Consider the following 16,889-nt stretch of genomic DNA (forward strand, 5'->3'; position numbering starts at 1 on the left):
CTCAGGTGCTGCCAAGCAAGTCGGGTAATCGGCAGCTGGCTGACACACACTAAGAGGAAAAAGAAAGGCTGGCGATGCGAATGACACTCGGTAAACGGGGAAGCCTGCAAAAAACACTTGCGCTCACGATTGCAATCATGATCGTTTCCATGAGTATTTTTGCGGGAACGACAAGTGCTCAGGAAGTCATTGAAAGTCCCCCGCTCAAGCCGATTTCAGGGGCAAAAACCAATCAAGTCGCGTTTGTCATCGATGACTTTGGCAACAACATGGAGGGAACAGAAGAGATCCTGGCTTTGCCCGTTCCTTTGACGGTGGCTGTCATGCCCTTTCTGCCGAGCACCAAACGGGACGCGGAGCTTGCCCATGAAAAGGGGCATGATGTATTTGTCCATTTGCCGATGGAGCCGATGAAAGGAAAGGCGTCCTGGATGGGGCCAGGGGGGATTACCACGAAAATGAGCAACGAGGAGATTCGCAAGCGTGTGGAAAATGCGATTGACGACGTTCCTCATGCAATCGGCATGAATAATCACATGGGCTCCAAGGCGACCGCAGACGAGCGCGTGATGCGAATTGTCCTGCAGGTATGCAAGGAACGAAGCCTCATTTACCTGGACAGCAAAACCACGGCACGCAGCGTGGCGAAAAAGATCGCAAAGGAGCTGGGCGTTCCTTATCTGGAAAACGGAATATTTTTGGATGACGTTTATACGCTGTCGCACATCACCCGGCAGATGGAGCGGCTATGCAAACGGATCGACAGCAAGGCCGGACCTGTCCATATTGCGATCGGCCACGTAGGGCCACCGGGAAAAAAGACGGCCTCCGTCCTGTCCGAGTACATACCGCGGATACAGAAGGAGGCGTCGTTTGTGACGATTTCCATGTTAATTTCGAACGGGATGCCATAATCGTTCCCACCAGGTGCGCTTTTGCTCTCCCATTGATGCACGGCTGCCGTCTCCGGCGAGCTCGCCTGACAGGAGAAGGTATTCCCCAATGGCGTCGCTGATCACCCGGGCCAGCTTTTCCTGCTGCTCGGGATTGGTCAGCATGGTGCGGTCAGCGTAATTGCTAATGAACCCCATCTCCACAATGACAGTCGGACAATAGTCGTGGCGAAGCAGATAGTACGTCCTACCCTTTACAGGTCGGCTGTTTGTTTTCGCCATCTGATTCATCGCATCCTGAAGCAGGGAGGCGAGCCAGTAGCTTTGTTCATTTTGCTGGTAAATGACTACCGGTCCCCGTCTTCTGCCATCGGAGGACCAATTGACATGCAGACTGATCATCAGCTGTGGCCTGATCTCTTTGGCCAACTGTCGTCGTTGGGCCAAATCGCGGATATGTCTGGAAGGATTGTTCAACCATTGATTTTCATCACTCAAGGCGACGTCCCGATCCCGATTGAGGACAGCTCTGTACCCCTTTTCGGTCAAAATCCAATATAAGCGTTTGCCCACCTCCAGATTAATCTCTTTTTCGAAAATCGTGCCGTGAGATGTTCCCGAATCCACACCTCCGTGCCCTACATCGATCAAGACCTGGACGTTGGTTAGCGGCACTGCGGCAGCGGGCTCCGGCAGCAAGAGAAGGAAAGCGCTCAGCATCAAAAACAGCCATCGTTTTCTCATAGTGTTAGAATTACCTCTCACCCGGCCATTCTATCCTTGATCTGGCATCGTACAACGATTGTGAATTTTCCGCATGGCAGGTACAATAAGATTCATGCGAGCGATTATGACAAGAGGTGCTTCCCATGAACAAGCAGATAGACAAGCCTTTATTTCCTCCGTATTTGGCCTTATTTTTCGGAGTTTTAGCCATATCGACATCCGCCATTTTCGTCAAGCTGTCTGACGCGCCTTCGCCGATTATTGCGACCTACCGACTCGTTTTCTCGGTCGTTTTGACCCTTCCGCTGCTGTTCTGGAATCGGGGAGCCATTGCGGAAATTATGCGAACGCCGCGGAAGCAGTGGTTGCTTTGCGCTCTTTCCGGCGCATTTTTGGCCAGCCATTTTTTGCTTTGGTTCGAATCGCTCAACTATACATCCGTCGCCAGCTCGACTGTCCTGGTAACCTTGCAGCCGCTGTTCGCCTTTATCGGCGGGTACTTCTTCTTTGGGGAAAAGTTGCGCCCGCTCGCGCTGACAGGCGGCCTGCTCGCCATCGCCGGCAGCTTCGTCATCGGCTGGGGCGACTTTCGCGTCGGAGGCATGGCCCTGTGGGGAGACATCCTCGCTTTGGCCGGAGCCGCCACTGTCACCGGCTATTGGCTCATCGCCCAGTATATTCGCCAATACCTCTCTTCCTTCAGCTATACATTGGTCGTCTACTCGATCACGAGCGTCATCCTGGTGGCGTACGATCTGGCATTCGGGTATTCGCTCACGGGCTATTCAGCGGCGAATTGGGGCTGGTTCTTCTGCCTGGCACTGTTCCCTACCTTGCTTGGCCACTCGATCCTGAACTGGATCATCAAGTGGCTGAACACGACGACGATCTCCATGGGCATTCTCGGCGAGCCGATCGGTACTGCCATTCTCGCCTATTTTATCCTCGGAGAGGTCGTTACCATGCCGCAGTATGTCGGCGGTCTGATCATTCTGGCCGGTATCTACCTGTTTATCCGCAACAATCAAACATCCAAAGGAGTGGAATCCGGTGAACCATCTGCCGCCCCGCCGAAAAAGCTTGCGTGAATACGTCAAAGGGTTAAGCGTCTGGGCTAAGATCGGCTGGACTATCTTTCTCGGCTACATCGTTGGCCGTATCGTGTACTGGATCATCAAGGTGTTTTCCTGATCGCTTGACCGCTGCCTACTTTTGTTCGTAAGCTTCATGCCTGGCCGTTATTTCAGCCCCGATTTCCACGATGCCATACGTAAAGAGCGGCTGTTTGCGCTTGTCTGTCGGAGAACCGGGGTTGAACAACAGGATGCCGTTCCTCTCTTCCCATAGCGGGATGTGGGAGTGGCCGAAAATAATCAGATCGACCGTTTGACTGGAGAATGTATCGACGGCCCTTCGCGGGGTCGTCTTTCCTTTTCATCTGCTTTCTCCTCCACTGCCACTCAACTGGCAGCATTCAGTAAGACTATTCTTCTTTCTAGCCCCAGGTTTTCCATCCCATACATGGAAAAAAGAAGGCACAAAAGTCCAGTAAATGGAGCTTCCGTGCCATCCGCTTTTCACTTGATTCAATTGATCAAATCCGTGTTTCTTCTTTTTATAAAACCTTCACTGTCCAACCGAACTTGTCCTCAACCTCGCCGTACTGAATGCCTGTCAGCGTGTCATACAGCTTCATCGTCAGCTCGCCGACTTCCTGACCGTTGATGAACATTTGATGCTGGTTCCAGTTCAATTCTCCGATCGGGGAAATGACAGCCGCGGTACCGGTTCCAAACGCTTCTTCCAGCTCGCCGTTGGCGTGTGCCTGCTGCAGCTCCTCCATGGAGATGCGCTTTTCATGAACGGGATGTCCCCAATCCCGGAGCAGCTGGAGTACGGAATTTCTCGTTACGCCGTCGAGAATGCTGCCGTTTAATGCGGGCGTCCAGATTTCCCCTTTGACTTTGAAGAAGACGTTCATCGCTCCGACTTCTTCAATGTACTTGCCTTCGACGCCGTCCAGCCACAGTACTTGCTCGTAGCCCAGAACTTTGGCTTCGGACTGCGCCTTCAAGCTGGCCGCGTAGTTGCCTGCTGTTTTGGCGTTCCCGGTCCCTCCTCTGACAGCCCGTACGTACTTGCTTTCTACGTGGATTTTAACAGGCTTCATGCCTCCAGCGTAGTAAGCCCCTACCGGCGAGAGGATGATGACGAGCTTGTAGGAATGGGAAGGACGGACACCCAAATACGGCTCTGTGGCAATCATGAACGGACGGATGTATAGAGAAGTGCCCGGCGCGGACGGAATCCAGTCCTGGTCAATCTTGATCAGCTCCCGCAATGCCTCCAGGACGAAAGCTTCATCGATCTGCGGCATATCGATGCGCTCGTTGGACACATTCATTCTGTGCATGTTTTTGTCCGGACGGAACAGAAGGATGTTGTTTTCACGGGTCCGATACGCTTTTAATCCTTCGAAAACGGACTGGCCATAGTGAAACACCATGGCTGCCGGATCAAGCGTCAGCGGAGCATACGGCACGATGCGCGGATCATGCCAGCCCTTCCCTTCGCTATAGTCCATTACAAACATGTGATCGGTGAAAATCTGGCCAAAGCCCAGCTTGTTAAAATCGGGCTTTTCCTTTTTTTCAGTGGCTAATGAAACCTCCAGCTGTAGGGCCATAGGTCATGCATCTCCCTTTTTATGAAGTACACGTCAAAATCTTTTATCATGATAATTAAAACACAATTTTCTGCTTTCGGCATCTCTATTGCTTACCGATTGCAAATCAAATAAAGAGGATTACCATCTGGATCATTGAAGTGTGCGAGTTTTGTTCCATTGTTTTCCATAATCTGATGGAATTCAACACCTCGAGATTTCAGTACCTCGATTGCTGACTCTAATTCTTGTACTTCCAATCCAATAGAAATGCTCTCTGATTTTCCGGGACCTTGTTCTCCGGCAGGATGCAGTAGCGCAATTGTCAATCCCGGTGCTTCAACCTGAGCTAAATGCCCTTCAACTTGGTGCTGTAATTGTAATCCAAGTGTCTCTACGTAAAATTGTACCGCTTTTTTAAAATCAGCTACCATGACAGTCACATTGCCACTCTTGAACATTGTATATTCCCTCCATTTGTATATAAATCTTGTATTACTTATTCAATCCTAAGCCTCGTTTATATGCGAAGATCTCCTCGACGGCTCGACGATATCCACCGGCAGCTCGGAACGAATCGCCAATTTCTGCGCATACCTTTCGAATGGACGCATCCTTAAACACGCGTTCCGCCGCCTCTCTGAGATCTTCTGCGGTTAAGCCTTCTGGATTTAGGTGGATGCCTGCTCCGAGTTCAGCCACCCTTCGAGCCAAATAAGGTTGGTCAGCACTTTGTGGAAGGACAATCAGCGGCACACCGTAATAAAGGCCTTCACTTGTGCTGTTCATGCCACCGTGCGTGATAAACAATTTGGCGCGCTGCAGTACTTCGAGCTGCGGCACGTAGCTCTGAACAATAAAATTTGCCGGAATGTCTCCCAATTCCAAAAGATCGGTTTGTCTGCCAACAGACAGGATCACGGTGTACTTCGTTTCGGCGAACGCCGCAAAACAAAGTTTGTAAAAATCTACCGCTCGATTGATTACGGTGCCAAGTGATATAAAAATCAGGTGTTCTGTATTAATCGGGGAGAAATCAAATTGATCGTGTGCGCGCGGCACGACAGACGGTCCAACAAAGTTGTACGTCTCGTCGAATCGTTCTTCATCCGGTTGAAAGAGTTTCGACGTGTAAATGATAGTCATTGGTGCGGGATTGCAGAAAATCTCATAGGCAGATCCAACTTGCACATTGTATTTCGCCTGTACATTACTGAGCAGCTCTTGGTACTCCTGTTGTGCACGTTTAATATCGGCTTCAGGAAAATTGCGTGAGAGGTTATCTTGCAGACTGTCAAAGCTATCTTGCAGCATTGCAAAACTGGTGCACGAGCTGATTGCCGGCAGGTCTAGTATTTGTGCAAGCAAACGCCCACAGCCGAACACTGAGTCATGGATGAGATAATAAAAATGGTCTCCTTTTGTTTGAGTAAGGACACTGGGAATGACGATGTCGGCGGTGCGCAATAGCCCACCTACTCGGGCCCAAGGGTTTCTTCCGCCGGCAAGGAACGCTTCCACAAATTTGTTGCCATCGAACGTGATCACCTCTGCGCCCGTTGGCTCGACGCGATCACGATATTGTTCCGCTGTAAAGTAAACCACCTCTTCGCCGCGACGGATAAGTTCTTGAACAACACCGAGGGTTGGATTGATATGCCCTTCCGAACCTCCATTGATGAACAAAACGCGTGCCATAGTCATCACCTTTCATCATGAAGTACACAACTCCAAGCGCAAACCATTTGCGTCTTCGCTTGCACTATCCTGCATTCACTTACGCTCAATCCCCTCTCCATTCATTCGAAGGTTATTGATTAACTGTAGAACCCACTCTTCGTCAAAACGGAGTTTGTCCAACCTATGCCGGAACCAGATCAAATTGTACTGTCGTTCCGCATCGGGCATCATTTCGTCTTTGCTCACACTCTCCACCCGTTCTTCTTCATGGCGGATCTCAAACCGCAGGTAATCCTTGTACTGGTGCAAAATCAAAAACTGCAGCTCCCTATTGATCATGTCAAAATTCGAAAACTTGGTATAAAAATACAGCTCATAATCCGGCGAGTATGGAATCGGTTCTTCCATCAGCTGAAAAAAGCGACGTCTGCCATCCTCCGTTATTCTGTACATTTTTTTCTTCTTTCCTCTTCCCTGCCGGACACCTTCCTGTTGTTCTTCGGGGACCTGCTCGATCAGCCCATCTGCAACCAGACTATGAATAAGCGGATAAAGCACCCCCCAGCTGATTTTTCGCGTAGGTCCAATAATCCCGTTCAAAATCGTGTGCAGCAAATAGCCATGCATCGGAGATCCCGTCAATTCGCCTAGTATGAACAATTCGGTCAAGCTTATGGCCTCCTTAATCGATTTATCTGACTTCATTATATCTAAAAGATATAATATTACAATATATTTTTTCGTTATAAAAAATGCCCAAGAGGTGCAGAACAACCAAAAAAGAGGCGTCCCCAAAACGGAAGAACCGCTTTGAGAACAACCTCTCGTTTCTTGAAATGTGCCAGCCATTACGCTGCCGCTTTTTGCTTTTCTTCCGCGGCGCCTTGTTTCTTTGGCTTTTTGTGCAGGAAGTAAATCAGCGGGATCGAGCAGAAAATCGGAATGGATGAAATCAGCATCGCGTCGGCAATACCGCGCACGGTTGCCTCCTTTATGATCATCCCCATCAGCACGGAGCTGGCTCCGCCTTGCACTGTTGCCGCATCCACGCCCGCCTGGGTAAACATGCCGGTCAAACCTCTGATAAAGTCAGTTGCTGCCGTAGATGTGATGGTAATGCTTTCGGAAATCGTCGCAGAGTGGAAGTTCGTCCGAGTCGTCATGACCATCGTCAAGAGCGCGATCCCGAACGAGCTCATGACCTGCCGGATCACGTTGGACAAGGACGATGCCTTCCCCACGATCATCCGGGGGACAGCGTTCATCCCTACGGTCGACAGTGTCATCATGCACAATCCGATTCCCAGACCGCGAATCGTCAGGATGGTATTCAGCCAGTGGTGCGGCGTATCCGCCTCCAGATTGTGCAGCTCAAATGTCGTAATCCCCATGACTGTCAATCCCACCAAGGCGATCGGACCGATCCCGTACTTGTCAAACAGCTTCCCGCTGACCGGCATCATGATGGCCATTGCGATCGACTGAGGCATCAGCAGCAAGCCCGAATCCATCGCCGACATCCCCTGAATATTTTGCAGGAAGATCGGCATCATGAAGATCCCGCCCATCATCCCCATCATAACGAAGCTGGAGGTGATGACGCTGAGCGTAAAGACCGGTATTTTAAACAGACTCAAATCGAGCAAGGGCTGCTCCTTGCCAAGCTCTACCCAGACGAACAGAGCCAGACTGGAAAAAGCGACGAAAAACAGACTGACAATGTAGAAGGAACTCCACCCTTCCGACTGGCCTTTACTGAGAGCCAGCAGCAGAGTGCCAAACGCGATAATCGACAGAATCGCTCCCGGATAATCAAACTTCAGTTCGGGCTTTTTCGGCGTTTCCTTCAACAGGGCACTACTCATGATTACTGCAAAAATTCCCACAGGCACGCTGACCAGAAACAGGAAGTGCCAGTTCAGGTATTGGATCAAATACCCGCCAAGCGTCGGCCCAATAGCGGGTGCCACCATGGACGCGATCCCGAACAGACCGAGCGCCATTCCGATTTTTTCCCGGGGGACGATCATGTAAATCATCGACATCCCGATTGGCATGATCAATCCTCCGCTCAAACCTTGAATAATGCGGAAGGCGATCATGCTCGTATCGCTCCAGGCCATCGCACACAAGACAGAGGATGCTGTAAAAGCGGAAAGCGAGATCAGGAAGACCCGTTTGTATCCGAATTTGTCGCCAAGGGAACCGCTCATGGGAATGACAACTGCGTTGGCCAGCATGTATCCCGTCAATACCCATTGGATCGTATCCGTCGTAGAACCGAACACGTTAACCAGCGTTGGCAAGGCGACGTTAATCAGGCTGTTGTTCAAAATAGCGACGAAAGTCCCCATGAGGATGGCCAGAAGTGTAATCCACATTCCGCCACTCCCGCCTTCCTTTTGCTGTGTCGCTGCTTCCGCCATTGTTATCACCTCCGCTAGTTCACGATTACTTTGCTGCCTTCGGCCAAGGTGTCAGTCGGTGTCAGCACCAGGCGGTCGTTTTGGTTTACTCCTTGCGTAACATCCGTCCATTCACCCGAAGTTTCCCCGACAGAGATTTCCACCTGATGAACGACATCCTGGTCTACCTTGAACACGTAATGCTTGTTGTCTTTGGTTACGATAGAGGAAGAAGGCACTTTCCAGGAATTAGCCGCTTCAGCCTGATTCGGCAGGTACACTTCGGCAAGCATGCCGGCGCGCAGTTCGCCGTCTTTATTGTCTACGATTACTTTGATCGGGAAGGAGCTGCTGTTGGCGTCAGAGATCGGACTGACAAATTCCACCGTTCCCTTCAGCACTTTTCCGCCAAGGCTGTTAACCTTCACATCAACCGGAGCGCCTACCTTGATCTGGTTGATTCGCTCTTGCGGAACGCTCGCTTCCACTTTGACCTGATCCATGTTGACCAGTACCAGGAGCGGTGCGCCCGGCTGGGCCATTTCGCCCGGATCGATGTTTTTCTTGGCGACGATGCCGGAAATCGGAGATTGGATCATCGTGTTTTGATAGGTGTTCTTCGCCAGCTCCAGGCTTGATTGCAGGCGGCTCACTTCGGCTTGCAGCACCGCTACCGCATTGGAGGTAGGTCCCTCTTTTGTCAGATCGTATTGCGCCTCCGCTTGCTCGAGAGCTGTCCTTGCTTTTTCCAGATCGAGCGTCGTCTTTTCGTATTCGGCTTGGGAAATAGCCCCGGAATCAAACAATGCCTTCATCCGGTTGGCAGTGTTTTCGGCTACCTGCAGCGTGGCTTTCGCCTGCTCTACAACGCTTGAGAGTCGCTGCAGCTCCTGCGTCCGGGCACCCGCCTGGGTGTCGTGCAGACGCGCTTGTGCACTCGCCATCGCAGCCTCGGCTTGCTTTACTTGCTCCAGATAGTCGCTTGCCTCCAGCGTTACCAGGATGTCGCCTTTTTTTACGACAGTGCCTTCCTTTACATTGACCTGAGCTACTTTTCCGGACAGCTTGGAGACGACTTGTATTTCTTCAGCCGCAGTTATTTTACCGTTGGAGATCGCACTAGTACCGGCCATATCCGCTTTCCATACCTTCACAACCGGGGCGCTTTCTGCAGGTCCGGCCGCAGAAGGCTCGCTGCATCCCGCCGCCATCAGCGAAACGGCTGCCAATACCGTACCGAGCGTCTTCCATTGTCTCGCTTTATTCATGTGTTTACATCTCCTTCACGTGCACTTTGATTTCTGCGTTGAGACCAGCGGCCAGGTGAAGCCCAGCAGTATTGTCGATGGCGATTTTGATCGGAATGCGCTGGGTGACTTTTGTAAAGTTGCCGCTCGTGCTCACGGCAGGCATCAACGAAAAAGTGGAGTTGGTTGCCTGACCGATCTCGATCAGGTGTCCGACCAGCTTGTTTTTCGGATAGGCATCCAGCACAATGTCCACTTTTTGGCCCAGTTTCAGCCGGTTCAGCTCGGTTTCCTCCACATTTGCAGAAATGTACAGCTTCGATTCGTCAACGACCATGGCAATGGATTGACCCGGAGAAACAACCTCCCCTTCTTTTGCCAGCGTTTTAATCACCGTGCCTGTAATAGGGGCGCGAAGAAGCGCATTTTCCAGAAGATTGGTCGTCAGATTGGTGGTATCCTGTTGCCCTACGATTTGATCGACAACGACCGCATCGCCGTCCGCGATAGAAAGCTTTTGGAGCTTTCCGGCAATTCGCGGCATGACGCGGTAAATGTCTCCGCTAATCCTTGCGTCTTCAGTAGTAACGAAATGACTGCCTTGATACCAGTAGTAATAGCCGATGCCTCCGCCCGCTGCCACCACCAGGAGCAAGATGACATACAAAATGAGTTTTCGCTTCATGGTCTCTCCTCAGCTTTCTTTCTCTAGTTTTGTGATTAGGGTTTCCAAGGCGCGAACGATTTGCCCCAGCTCAGCATCAGAAAAATCGCTAAACAGTGTACTGTAGTACGCTTCAGAAAAGATCGGCAGTTTTTCGAATTGCTCCCTCACTTTATCCGTTGAGCGAATCCAGACAACGCGGCGATCTTTTTCATCTCTTAGACGTTCTACCAGCTGCTCTCTCTCCAACCGATCAATGATGCCTGAAACCGTACTGTAAGACAGATCGACAGCCTTGCTGATCTGGCCGATGGTGAGCATTTCATCTTTGAGATGCCGCAAAACCATCAGTTGCGGATAGGTCAGTCCGACTTTCTCCAATTCTCTGGCAGCAATCATGTTGATGGTCTTGTTCAGGCGTTTTAAAAGGTCGCGGATGACCACTGGCTTATTCATGTTTTCCCCCTTCTCATCAAGTTATTTCGTACACGAAATTTTATCACACGAAATACTATACGTGTTTTCGTTGACGATTACAACCTTTTTTTGAATGACATTTGACAAAAACGCACCCGATTGAACAATTTTGATCCAGAAATGCGAAAGACAGCCCCCGGGACATAGGCGCTGTCTTATTCTGGCAATTGGGAGCCGGCAGCCCGGATTCCCGTGTAGGATAGCGGACCGGATGGCTCTTCTTCCGGAAGTTGAAACTGTACGCTGGGCACATTTCGCGGCTCGTATTCAATTTCCGGGAATGAGTGAATCGTCACCGCCATGCTTCCGTTTGCCGAATAAGCGCGGATCAGGATCGGATACGCGTATTTGTTTTGAAAGACAAAATCAGGTCCATACCAGCTGACAGTAGCGTCCCGGCCAGGAGGAACATACGGAACATGACGGCTGTGCGAGTACCTTTTTACGATATGTAGGCCAGCTTGGTCGACAGCGTTGAAAAGCGTGGAAGAAACCTGGCAGATTCCGCCTCCGATTCCCTCCGATAATTCTCCTTTGACGATGATCGGCGCTTCGAGGTACCCCTTCTCCTTTGTGCGCTTGCCCACCACTTTATTGAAAGAAAAGATCTCTCCCGGCAGGACGACGTAGTTGTTGATCGCCTTGGTGGCAAGACCTATGTTATGGGAGCGATTGTAGTTTCCCGGATTGAAATACGTGGTGTATTGACCAATCCTGCGCCTCTTTACCTGCTGCAGCAAAGCGCGGTCTACGCGAGGGAACACCTCGCGGATGGCTGGCGTCATCTCCGCCGGCCCGTTTCCGTAGAAATAGGCATACACCTGGCTCGAGAACGCTTTTTCATCGAGAGCCTGTCCCTTTTGTTCCGCGATGATCTGTCCTCTCTCATCGATGAACGCATTCACCGGTGCCCGATACACCCGATCTGCAACGCTTTTTCGCACCTCGTCCAGCTTCGCTTCGTCAACCAATGGGACGCCGGAAAGCGGCATCGTGTAATCGGCCCGATCCAGATAGGCAATGGGATTTCCCTTCCAGACGATCCTGAGGAAATCCGTTGCGTCCAGCGGATGTACGACAAGCATCAGCGCCAAGACAACAGAAAAACCCATCCGGCTGCTCACCTCCTTGGCATAGTATGAGCAGTCGGACGGGTTTCATTCGAATGGTCCACTCCCCTGCCGACCATTCAGCGGACTATTTGTCTGCACCCGCCAGATTGGAAATCGCCGCTTCAAGCTCTGCGGCCTTGCTTTCGTCTGTCGCTTCCCGATAGATCGAAGCCAGGCGAATACGGCAATCCTCCGCTGCTTTCAGGCGGGTGGTGCCTTTTTTCGTCGCTTCCTTGTAGCGGTTCTGGAAGCTGGCGATTTGCTCCTGATACCTTTCATCCGTTCCCGGTTGGATCGCCCGTGCGTACATGTCGATCACTTCATCGGCATCCCGTTCCGGAAAATATTCATGCGGCGCGGTACTGTCGAATATCGCGAGGCCCTTTTCGGGGAGGACCACCATGTCCAGACTGTTCGGGTCCAGACCGCAGTGATATACCTCCGCGTCAAATCCGCGTCTCTCTGCTTCCGCTACCAGCCTCTTGAGAATCGTGGATTTGCCCGATCCCGGTCTTCCTTTGATCAAATACCGCTTGGATGCATCCGCGGTCAGATTGGGAACGAAATCCTTCGGTCCCGCAGGAGTGGCTGCTCCGAGATACATTCGTCTGATACGCGCTCTCTTTGCTTGCGTCTCCTCTCCGAAAAACAGATGGAGAACTTCGTCGCCTACCCGATTCGCCTTCTCCCGGTCCAGATGGGCAATGAAGACGGCTTCCCATTCGTCGTGAATTCGCAGCGCTTCCGCGAAAGCCTGGTGGGCTTCCAGCGTGCTTGCCTCAATCCGCTCCAGCAAAGCGGCAATCTCTTCCTGATAAGACACCAGCTTTTGTTTATCCACGGCGTCTTGCACATTCACGCAGGTCTCTATCACGCCGGGGCCCTCAGGCTTGAGCTGGCGCGGGTATCCCCCGTCTACAACCGCTGCACTCCACTCGGGTATCACCACGCCATCGAAGGCGCCGTTCACAAAAGGAGAGTGTATCCATTCGACCTGCTTGCCCAGCTGGACGGCCTTTTTTCCCACTTTTTCAATCAACGAGCTGGCGAGCCCTTCGACATCGCCGGCAAGGACGACGCGCCGGTTGATCCCGGTCAGTATCGCATTCAAAAAAGAGCGATACCCTCTCGCTGTATTGCCGCCCGCATATATATGGCGTTCCTTGACGCTCATCTCAATCCCTCCCGCAGCGCTGAAAGCGAAATCTTTATTCGGCATTATTGTATGCAGCTGCCTCCGGTTAGGCGATTGTACCGGTCAAAGTCGCGCCAGCATTCAGCGGCAGCAAGCAAAAAAAGCCGCTTCTTGCAAGCAGACAGCGGCCTTTTTCATCCAAATCGTATTTAATTGTTCAGATCGGTCATCTTTCCCGTACTCATATAGATGATCCATTCGCAAATGTTGGTGACGTGATCAGCTATGCGCTCCAAATATTGCGCTACCAGCAGCAGATGCGTGCCTTGCGAGATCGACTGTCCGTTCTTGGTCATGACGTCGATCAGATCGCGGAAAATTGTCGAAAACAATTTGTCCACGATGTCGTCGCGCATCGCGATTTCTTCAGCCGCCTGCTTGTCAAGACCGATGTAGGCATTTAAGCTGTCGCGCACCATCGCCTTTACATGATCAGCCATCAGCGGAATATCGATCAGCGGCTTTACATACGGCTCGGCCATCAATCTCCGCGTCGTCTTCGCAATCGAGACCGCGTGATCGCCCATCCTCTCCAAATCGGTTACCAGCTTCAGCATCGTCCCCAGCCGCCGGAGGTCTCCGCCGACCGGCTGTTGCAAAGCGATCATCTGAAAGCAGCCGATCTCGATCTCGTGCTCCAGCTCGTTGATCAGATGGTCGCTGGCGATGACTTGCTCTGCCAGTTGAACGTCGCGCTCAACCAGGCTTTTGATCGATTTATGAATCGCTTCCTCGACAAGCGTCCCCATCGACATCAGCTTGCGGTGCAAACCGTCGAGTTGTTCTTCGAAAGCATGACGCGTCATACCCTGTTCCCCCTCATTTGTCTGTCACGACCATGGTACAAGGGGAATGTATACTGGGAGTAAAGCGAGTGTTATCTTTGTGTAAAAGTTTAAAGGGATTACCAGTCGACCGGCAGGGTCACTGTAAATGTGCTCCCTTTGCCTTCCACGCTCTTTACCGTAATTTGGCCGTGGAGGCTTTCCACCAGGTGCTTGACGATGGCAAGGCCCAGGCCCGTGCCGCCCGAGTCGCGGCTGCGCGCTTTATCGACCCGATAAAACCTTTCGAAGATCCGCGGCAAGTCCTGTTCCGGAATGCCGATGCCCGTGTCGGTTACCTGTATTTGCACGTGCCGGCTATCCTGGCGAAGCTCGAGTGAAATGGCTCCGCCCTCCGGCGTGTAGACGACGGCGTTGGTCACGAGATTCAAAATGATCTGCTGCAGACAATCCTTGTCGGTCGTAAGCGTGATCCGCGCTTCCGCTTTGGGCAATGTGATCGATATTTGCTTGCGTTGCGCCTGGTCTTGCAGCAGCGCTACTGTCGAGCTGATCAGGTCCTGTACGTCCACCTGCACCATATTCAGCGAAATTCGCTTTTGCTCGATTTTGGAGAGATCGAGGATGTCTCGGATCATCCGATACAATCTCTCGCTCTCATCAGAGATGATCTGCAAGAAGTTTCGGCAGGTCTCTTCGTCCTGCATCGCCCCGTCCAGCAGCGTCTCCGTAAAGCCCTTGATGGACGTAATCGGCGTCCGCAGCTCATGCGATACATTGGCGACGAAATCGCTTCGCATCTTTTCCAGGCGACGCACCTCGGTAAAGTCGTGCAGGACGACGACGACCCCCTTGGCCTCCCCTTTAAAGTTGATGTAAGGCGCAAAGTTTACTTCGAGGATGCGCTCCTGCGGATAGTAAATGTGCACTTCCTGCCGGAATTTCTCTCCGCGATCCAGACAGCGGTCAATATATTGGCTCAATCCGAAGCTTTTTCCCGCTTCGATGTGCAGCTTCCCGATCAGGTCGTTGGCCGAAGTGCCAAGCAGCCGTTCTACCGCCGGGTTCACCAGCATGATCCGGCGCTGTTCCGAAATAAAAATGACACCGCTCGTCATGTTGGTCAGCACACCTGAGAGTCTCTGCTGATTTTCCGAGATTTCGTACATTTGCTGCTCAAGGCTGGAAGCCATGAAGTTGATCGCCGTAGCCAATTGCCCGATCTCATCGTTGGCCTTGATCCTGACTCTGCTCTCGTATTCGCGCTGCGTGATGTTTCTCGCGACCCGCGTAATTTCTTCGATCGGTCTCGTGATATTGTAAGAAATCCGCGAAACAACGATCGAACCGAGCACCAGCGTAATGAGCAAGCCAGTCAGGAGGCTGTACCACAGATTGTGGATCGTATCGGTAATATCCTGCATCGACATGGCCGATCGGACGGCGCCGATAATTTGATCACCGGAAAGAATGGGAACCGCTACGTACATCATTTCGTAGCCAAGCGTCTCGCTGTAATGTCTGTCTATGCCCGTCTCCCCGCGGAGCGCGGCGGCAAACTCGGGACGGTCGGCGTGGTTCTCCATCCGTTCCTGTTCAAACGTATTGTCAAACAGGACCTGGCCTGTCCGGTCGATTAAGGTAAGCCGCACCTCTTCTCCCGGAGCCACCTGTTCCACCCTCTTGGCCAGCGTCTCCTCGCTGCTGAATACTTCCGGACGGGCCGCCTGGGCTACCAGCTTGGACTCGCGGGTCAGAAGCTCGCTTAGCGTCTCCAGATAGGAGCGCTCCAACACTTTGGCAAAATACATGCCCATCAATAACAAGACAAGAGAAATCAGTCCGAGAATCGTGAGGGTGAGTTTGATCCGAAAACGCGTCAAAAAGCAGTCCTCCCGTCATCCTTCCAGCTTGTATCCCAGGCCGCGAACGGTCTTGATGTAACGGGGGTTTTTCGTGTCTTCCTCCAGCTTTTCTCGCAAATGGCTGACGTGCACATCGACGATCCGCGAGTCGCCGATGAAATCGTAATTCCAGACGGCATTCAGCAGCTGATCGCGGGTAAGCACTCGTCCGTGGTGGCTGGCGAGGTAATGGAGCAGCTCGAATTCTTTTGGCGTCAGCTCCACTTTTTCACTGCCGCGGAATACTTCGTATTTTTCCGGATAAATCCGGATTTCCCCAAATTGCAATACGACCTCTTCCGGGGCGTCCGCCGATTCGGGAGACGTCTGGGTACGGCGCAGGATCGCTTTTACGCGGGCGATCACTTCCCTGGGGCTGAACGGCTTTGTCAGGTAATCGTCCGCTCCCAGCTCGAGTCCAAGGATTTTGTCCAGTTCGTCATCTTTGGCAGTCAGCATGAGGATCGGCGTGTTATTGCGCTCCTGACGCAAGGTTTTACAGACTTCCATGCCTTCCAGCTTGGGAAGCATCCAGTCGAGAACAATAAAATCGGGCTGTTCCGAGCGAGCCATTTCCAGCGCCTGTTTTCCGTCGCAGGCAGTTATTACTTGAAACCCGGCTTTTTCCAGATTGAATTGCAGCAATTTAACGATTGACGCTTCATCGTCTACCACTAAAATTTTCGTCATCATGTTTCCCCCTACGCTGCCGTCATGCGGCTCTTCTCTAGTCTTCTCACAGTCCAGTCTGCCAAATCCGGCTTGGGTTAGACAAGTAATTTTTTTGTAAAGATGTTGGGTGGAGGGTTGGTGGAGGAGATGAAACAGGAGAAAACTGCTGCAGGGTACGGGGGGACACTGCTGGGGGCGGGGGGGGGGTGTCCGGCGGCATTTCAAAAGCGGAAGCCGCGTCCAAAAGCAGCGTTTTCAAGGATGTGGCTCAGAGTTGGACGCTAAATACAGCTTCCGCTTTTGAAATGCCACCTGGGTAGTGTCCCAAAGACCTTTGCAGTTTTCTCCTGTTTCATCTCTACAGCCTTTGTGGTTGGAGTGGATTTTTTTAGCAAATACAGGGGAGTTTTTGGGGGGCTATTCGATGATGGATGAGAAGATTGAATTGATCTGAGAGATTCGTA

General features: G+C 51.8%; 17 protein-coding genes and 1 pseudogene. 3 read left to right on the forward strand and 15 right to left on the reverse strand.

Annotation, left to right across the window (positions count from 1 at the left end; genetic code table 11):
- Window positions 1-74 precede the first annotated feature (74 nt).
- On the forward strand, window positions 75-914 hold the full coding sequence (locus tag Q3F21_RS18485) for a divergent polysaccharide deacetylase family protein (protein ID WP_340256327.1): 840 nt from the start codon (window positions 75-77) through the stop codon (window positions 912-914).
- On the opposite strand, the gene Q3F21_RS18490 is transcribed toward Q3F21_RS18485, so the two are convergent.
- A complete protein-coding gene (locus Q3F21_RS18490; protein ID WP_340256330.1) occupies window positions 891-1,637 on the reverse strand; it encodes an N-acetylmuramoyl-L-alanine amidase family protein in 747 nt (248 codons plus the stop codon). The two genes, Q3F21_RS18485 and Q3F21_RS18490, sit on opposite strands and share 24 nt — an antisense overlap.
- A 125-nt stretch (window positions 1,638-1,762) precedes the next feature.
- On the opposite strand from Q3F21_RS18490, the gene Q3F21_RS18495 reads away from it, so the two are divergent.
- Window positions 1,763-2,707 carry a DMT family transporter gene (locus Q3F21_RS18495; protein WP_340256333.1) on the forward strand — a complete coding sequence of 315 codons (945 nt, stop codon included), beginning with the start codon at window positions 1,763-1,765 and terminating at the stop codon, window positions 2,705-2,707.
- A complete protein-coding gene (locus tag Q3F21_RS18500) occupies window positions 2,670-2,810 on the forward strand; it encodes a hypothetical protein (protein WP_340256336.1) in 141 nt (46 codons plus the stop codon). Before Q3F21_RS18495 ends, Q3F21_RS18500 begins: the two co-directional genes overlap by 38 nt.
- A 15-nt stretch (window positions 2,811-2,825) precedes the next feature.
- On the opposite strand, the pseudogene Q3F21_RS18505 reads toward Q3F21_RS18500, so the two are convergent.
- From Q3F21_RS18505 to Q3F21_RS18570, 14 genes and pseudogenes are all read right to left on the reverse strand, one after another.
- Window positions 2,826-3,026 (reverse strand): annotated as a pseudogene (locus tag Q3F21_RS18505) (metallophosphoesterase family protein); the annotation flags it as partial.
- 208 nt (window positions 3,027-3,234) lie between these two features.
- Complete coding sequence (locus tag Q3F21_RS18510; protein ID WP_340256339.1) at window positions 3,235-4,305, reverse strand: branched-chain amino acid aminotransferase; 1,071 nt, start codon at window positions 4,303-4,305, stop codon at window positions 3,235-3,237.
- A gap of 92 nt (window positions 4,306-4,397) precedes the next feature.
- Window positions 4,398-4,745: a VOC family protein gene (locus tag Q3F21_RS18515; RefSeq protein WP_340256342.1), complete on the reverse strand. Its 348-nt coding sequence runs from the start codon at window positions 4,743-4,745 to the stop codon at window positions 4,398-4,400.
- Between the two features lie 34 nt (window positions 4,746-4,779).
- Entirely contained in the window at window positions 4,780-5,982 is a 1,203-nt protein-coding gene (locus tag Q3F21_RS18520; RefSeq protein WP_340256345.1) for a macrolide family glycosyltransferase, read from the reverse strand.
- A 75-nt stretch (window positions 5,983-6,057) separates the two neighbouring features.
- Window positions 6,058-6,633, reverse strand: a complete 576-nt coding sequence (locus Q3F21_RS18525) for a PadR family transcriptional regulator (protein WP_340256348.1) — start codon at window positions 6,631-6,633, stop codon at window positions 6,058-6,060.
- Between the two features lie 179 nt (window positions 6,634-6,812).
- On the reverse strand, window positions 6,813-8,390 hold the full coding sequence (locus tag Q3F21_RS18530; protein WP_340256351.1) for a DHA2 family efflux MFS transporter permease subunit: 1,578 nt from the start codon (window positions 8,388-8,390) through the stop codon (window positions 6,813-6,815).
- 14 nt (window positions 8,391-8,404) lie between these two features.
- Window positions 8,405-9,637: an efflux RND transporter periplasmic adaptor subunit gene (locus Q3F21_RS18535; RefSeq protein ID WP_340256354.1), complete on the reverse strand. Its 1,233-nt coding sequence runs from the start codon at window positions 9,635-9,637 to the stop codon at window positions 8,405-8,407.
- 4 nt (window positions 9,638-9,641) lie between these two features.
- Window positions 9,642-10,301, reverse strand: coding sequence for an efflux RND transporter periplasmic adaptor subunit (locus tag Q3F21_RS18540; protein WP_340256357.1), 660 nt, complete (start codon window positions 10,299-10,301; stop codon window positions 9,642-9,644).
- Window positions 10,302-10,310: 9 nt separating this feature from the next.
- The gene (locus tag Q3F21_RS18545) at window positions 10,311-10,736 is read right to left on the reverse strand and encodes a MarR family winged helix-turn-helix transcriptional regulator (RefSeq protein ID WP_003387981.1); all 426 of its coding nucleotides are present in this window, start codon (window positions 10,734-10,736) and stop codon (window positions 10,311-10,313) included.
- A 176-nt stretch (window positions 10,737-10,912) separates the two neighbouring features.
- Entirely contained in the window at window positions 10,913-11,869 is a 957-nt protein-coding gene (locus Q3F21_RS18550) for a VanW family protein (protein WP_340256360.1), read from the reverse strand.
- An 85-nt stretch (window positions 11,870-11,954) separates the two neighbouring features.
- Window positions 11,955-13,043: a hypothetical protein gene (locus tag Q3F21_RS18555; protein WP_340256363.1), complete on the reverse strand. Its 1,089-nt coding sequence runs from the start codon at window positions 13,041-13,043 to the stop codon at window positions 11,955-11,957.
- A 170-nt stretch (window positions 13,044-13,213) separates the two neighbouring features.
- Window positions 13,214-13,870 (reverse strand): phosphate signaling complex protein PhoU, encoded by a 657-nt coding sequence (gene phoU, locus Q3F21_RS18560; RefSeq protein WP_340256366.1) that lies wholly within the window; start codon window positions 13,868-13,870, stop codon window positions 13,214-13,216.
- Between the two features lie 98 nt (window positions 13,871-13,968).
- Entirely contained in the window at window positions 13,969-15,732 is a 1,764-nt protein-coding gene (gene pnpS / locus Q3F21_RS18565; RefSeq protein WP_340256369.1) for a two-component system histidine kinase PnpS, read from the reverse strand.
- A 15-nt stretch (window positions 15,733-15,747) separates the two neighbouring features.
- Entirely contained in the window at window positions 15,748-16,443 is a 696-nt protein-coding gene (locus tag Q3F21_RS18570; RefSeq protein ID WP_340256372.1) for a winged helix-turn-helix domain-containing protein, read from the reverse strand.
- Window positions 16,444-16,889 lie beyond the last annotated feature (446 nt).

Source organism: Brevibacillus borstelensis (assembly GCF_037834415.1).
Lineage (GTDB): Bacteria > Bacillota > Bacilli > Brevibacillales > Brevibacillaceae > Brevibacillus > Brevibacillus borstelensis_A.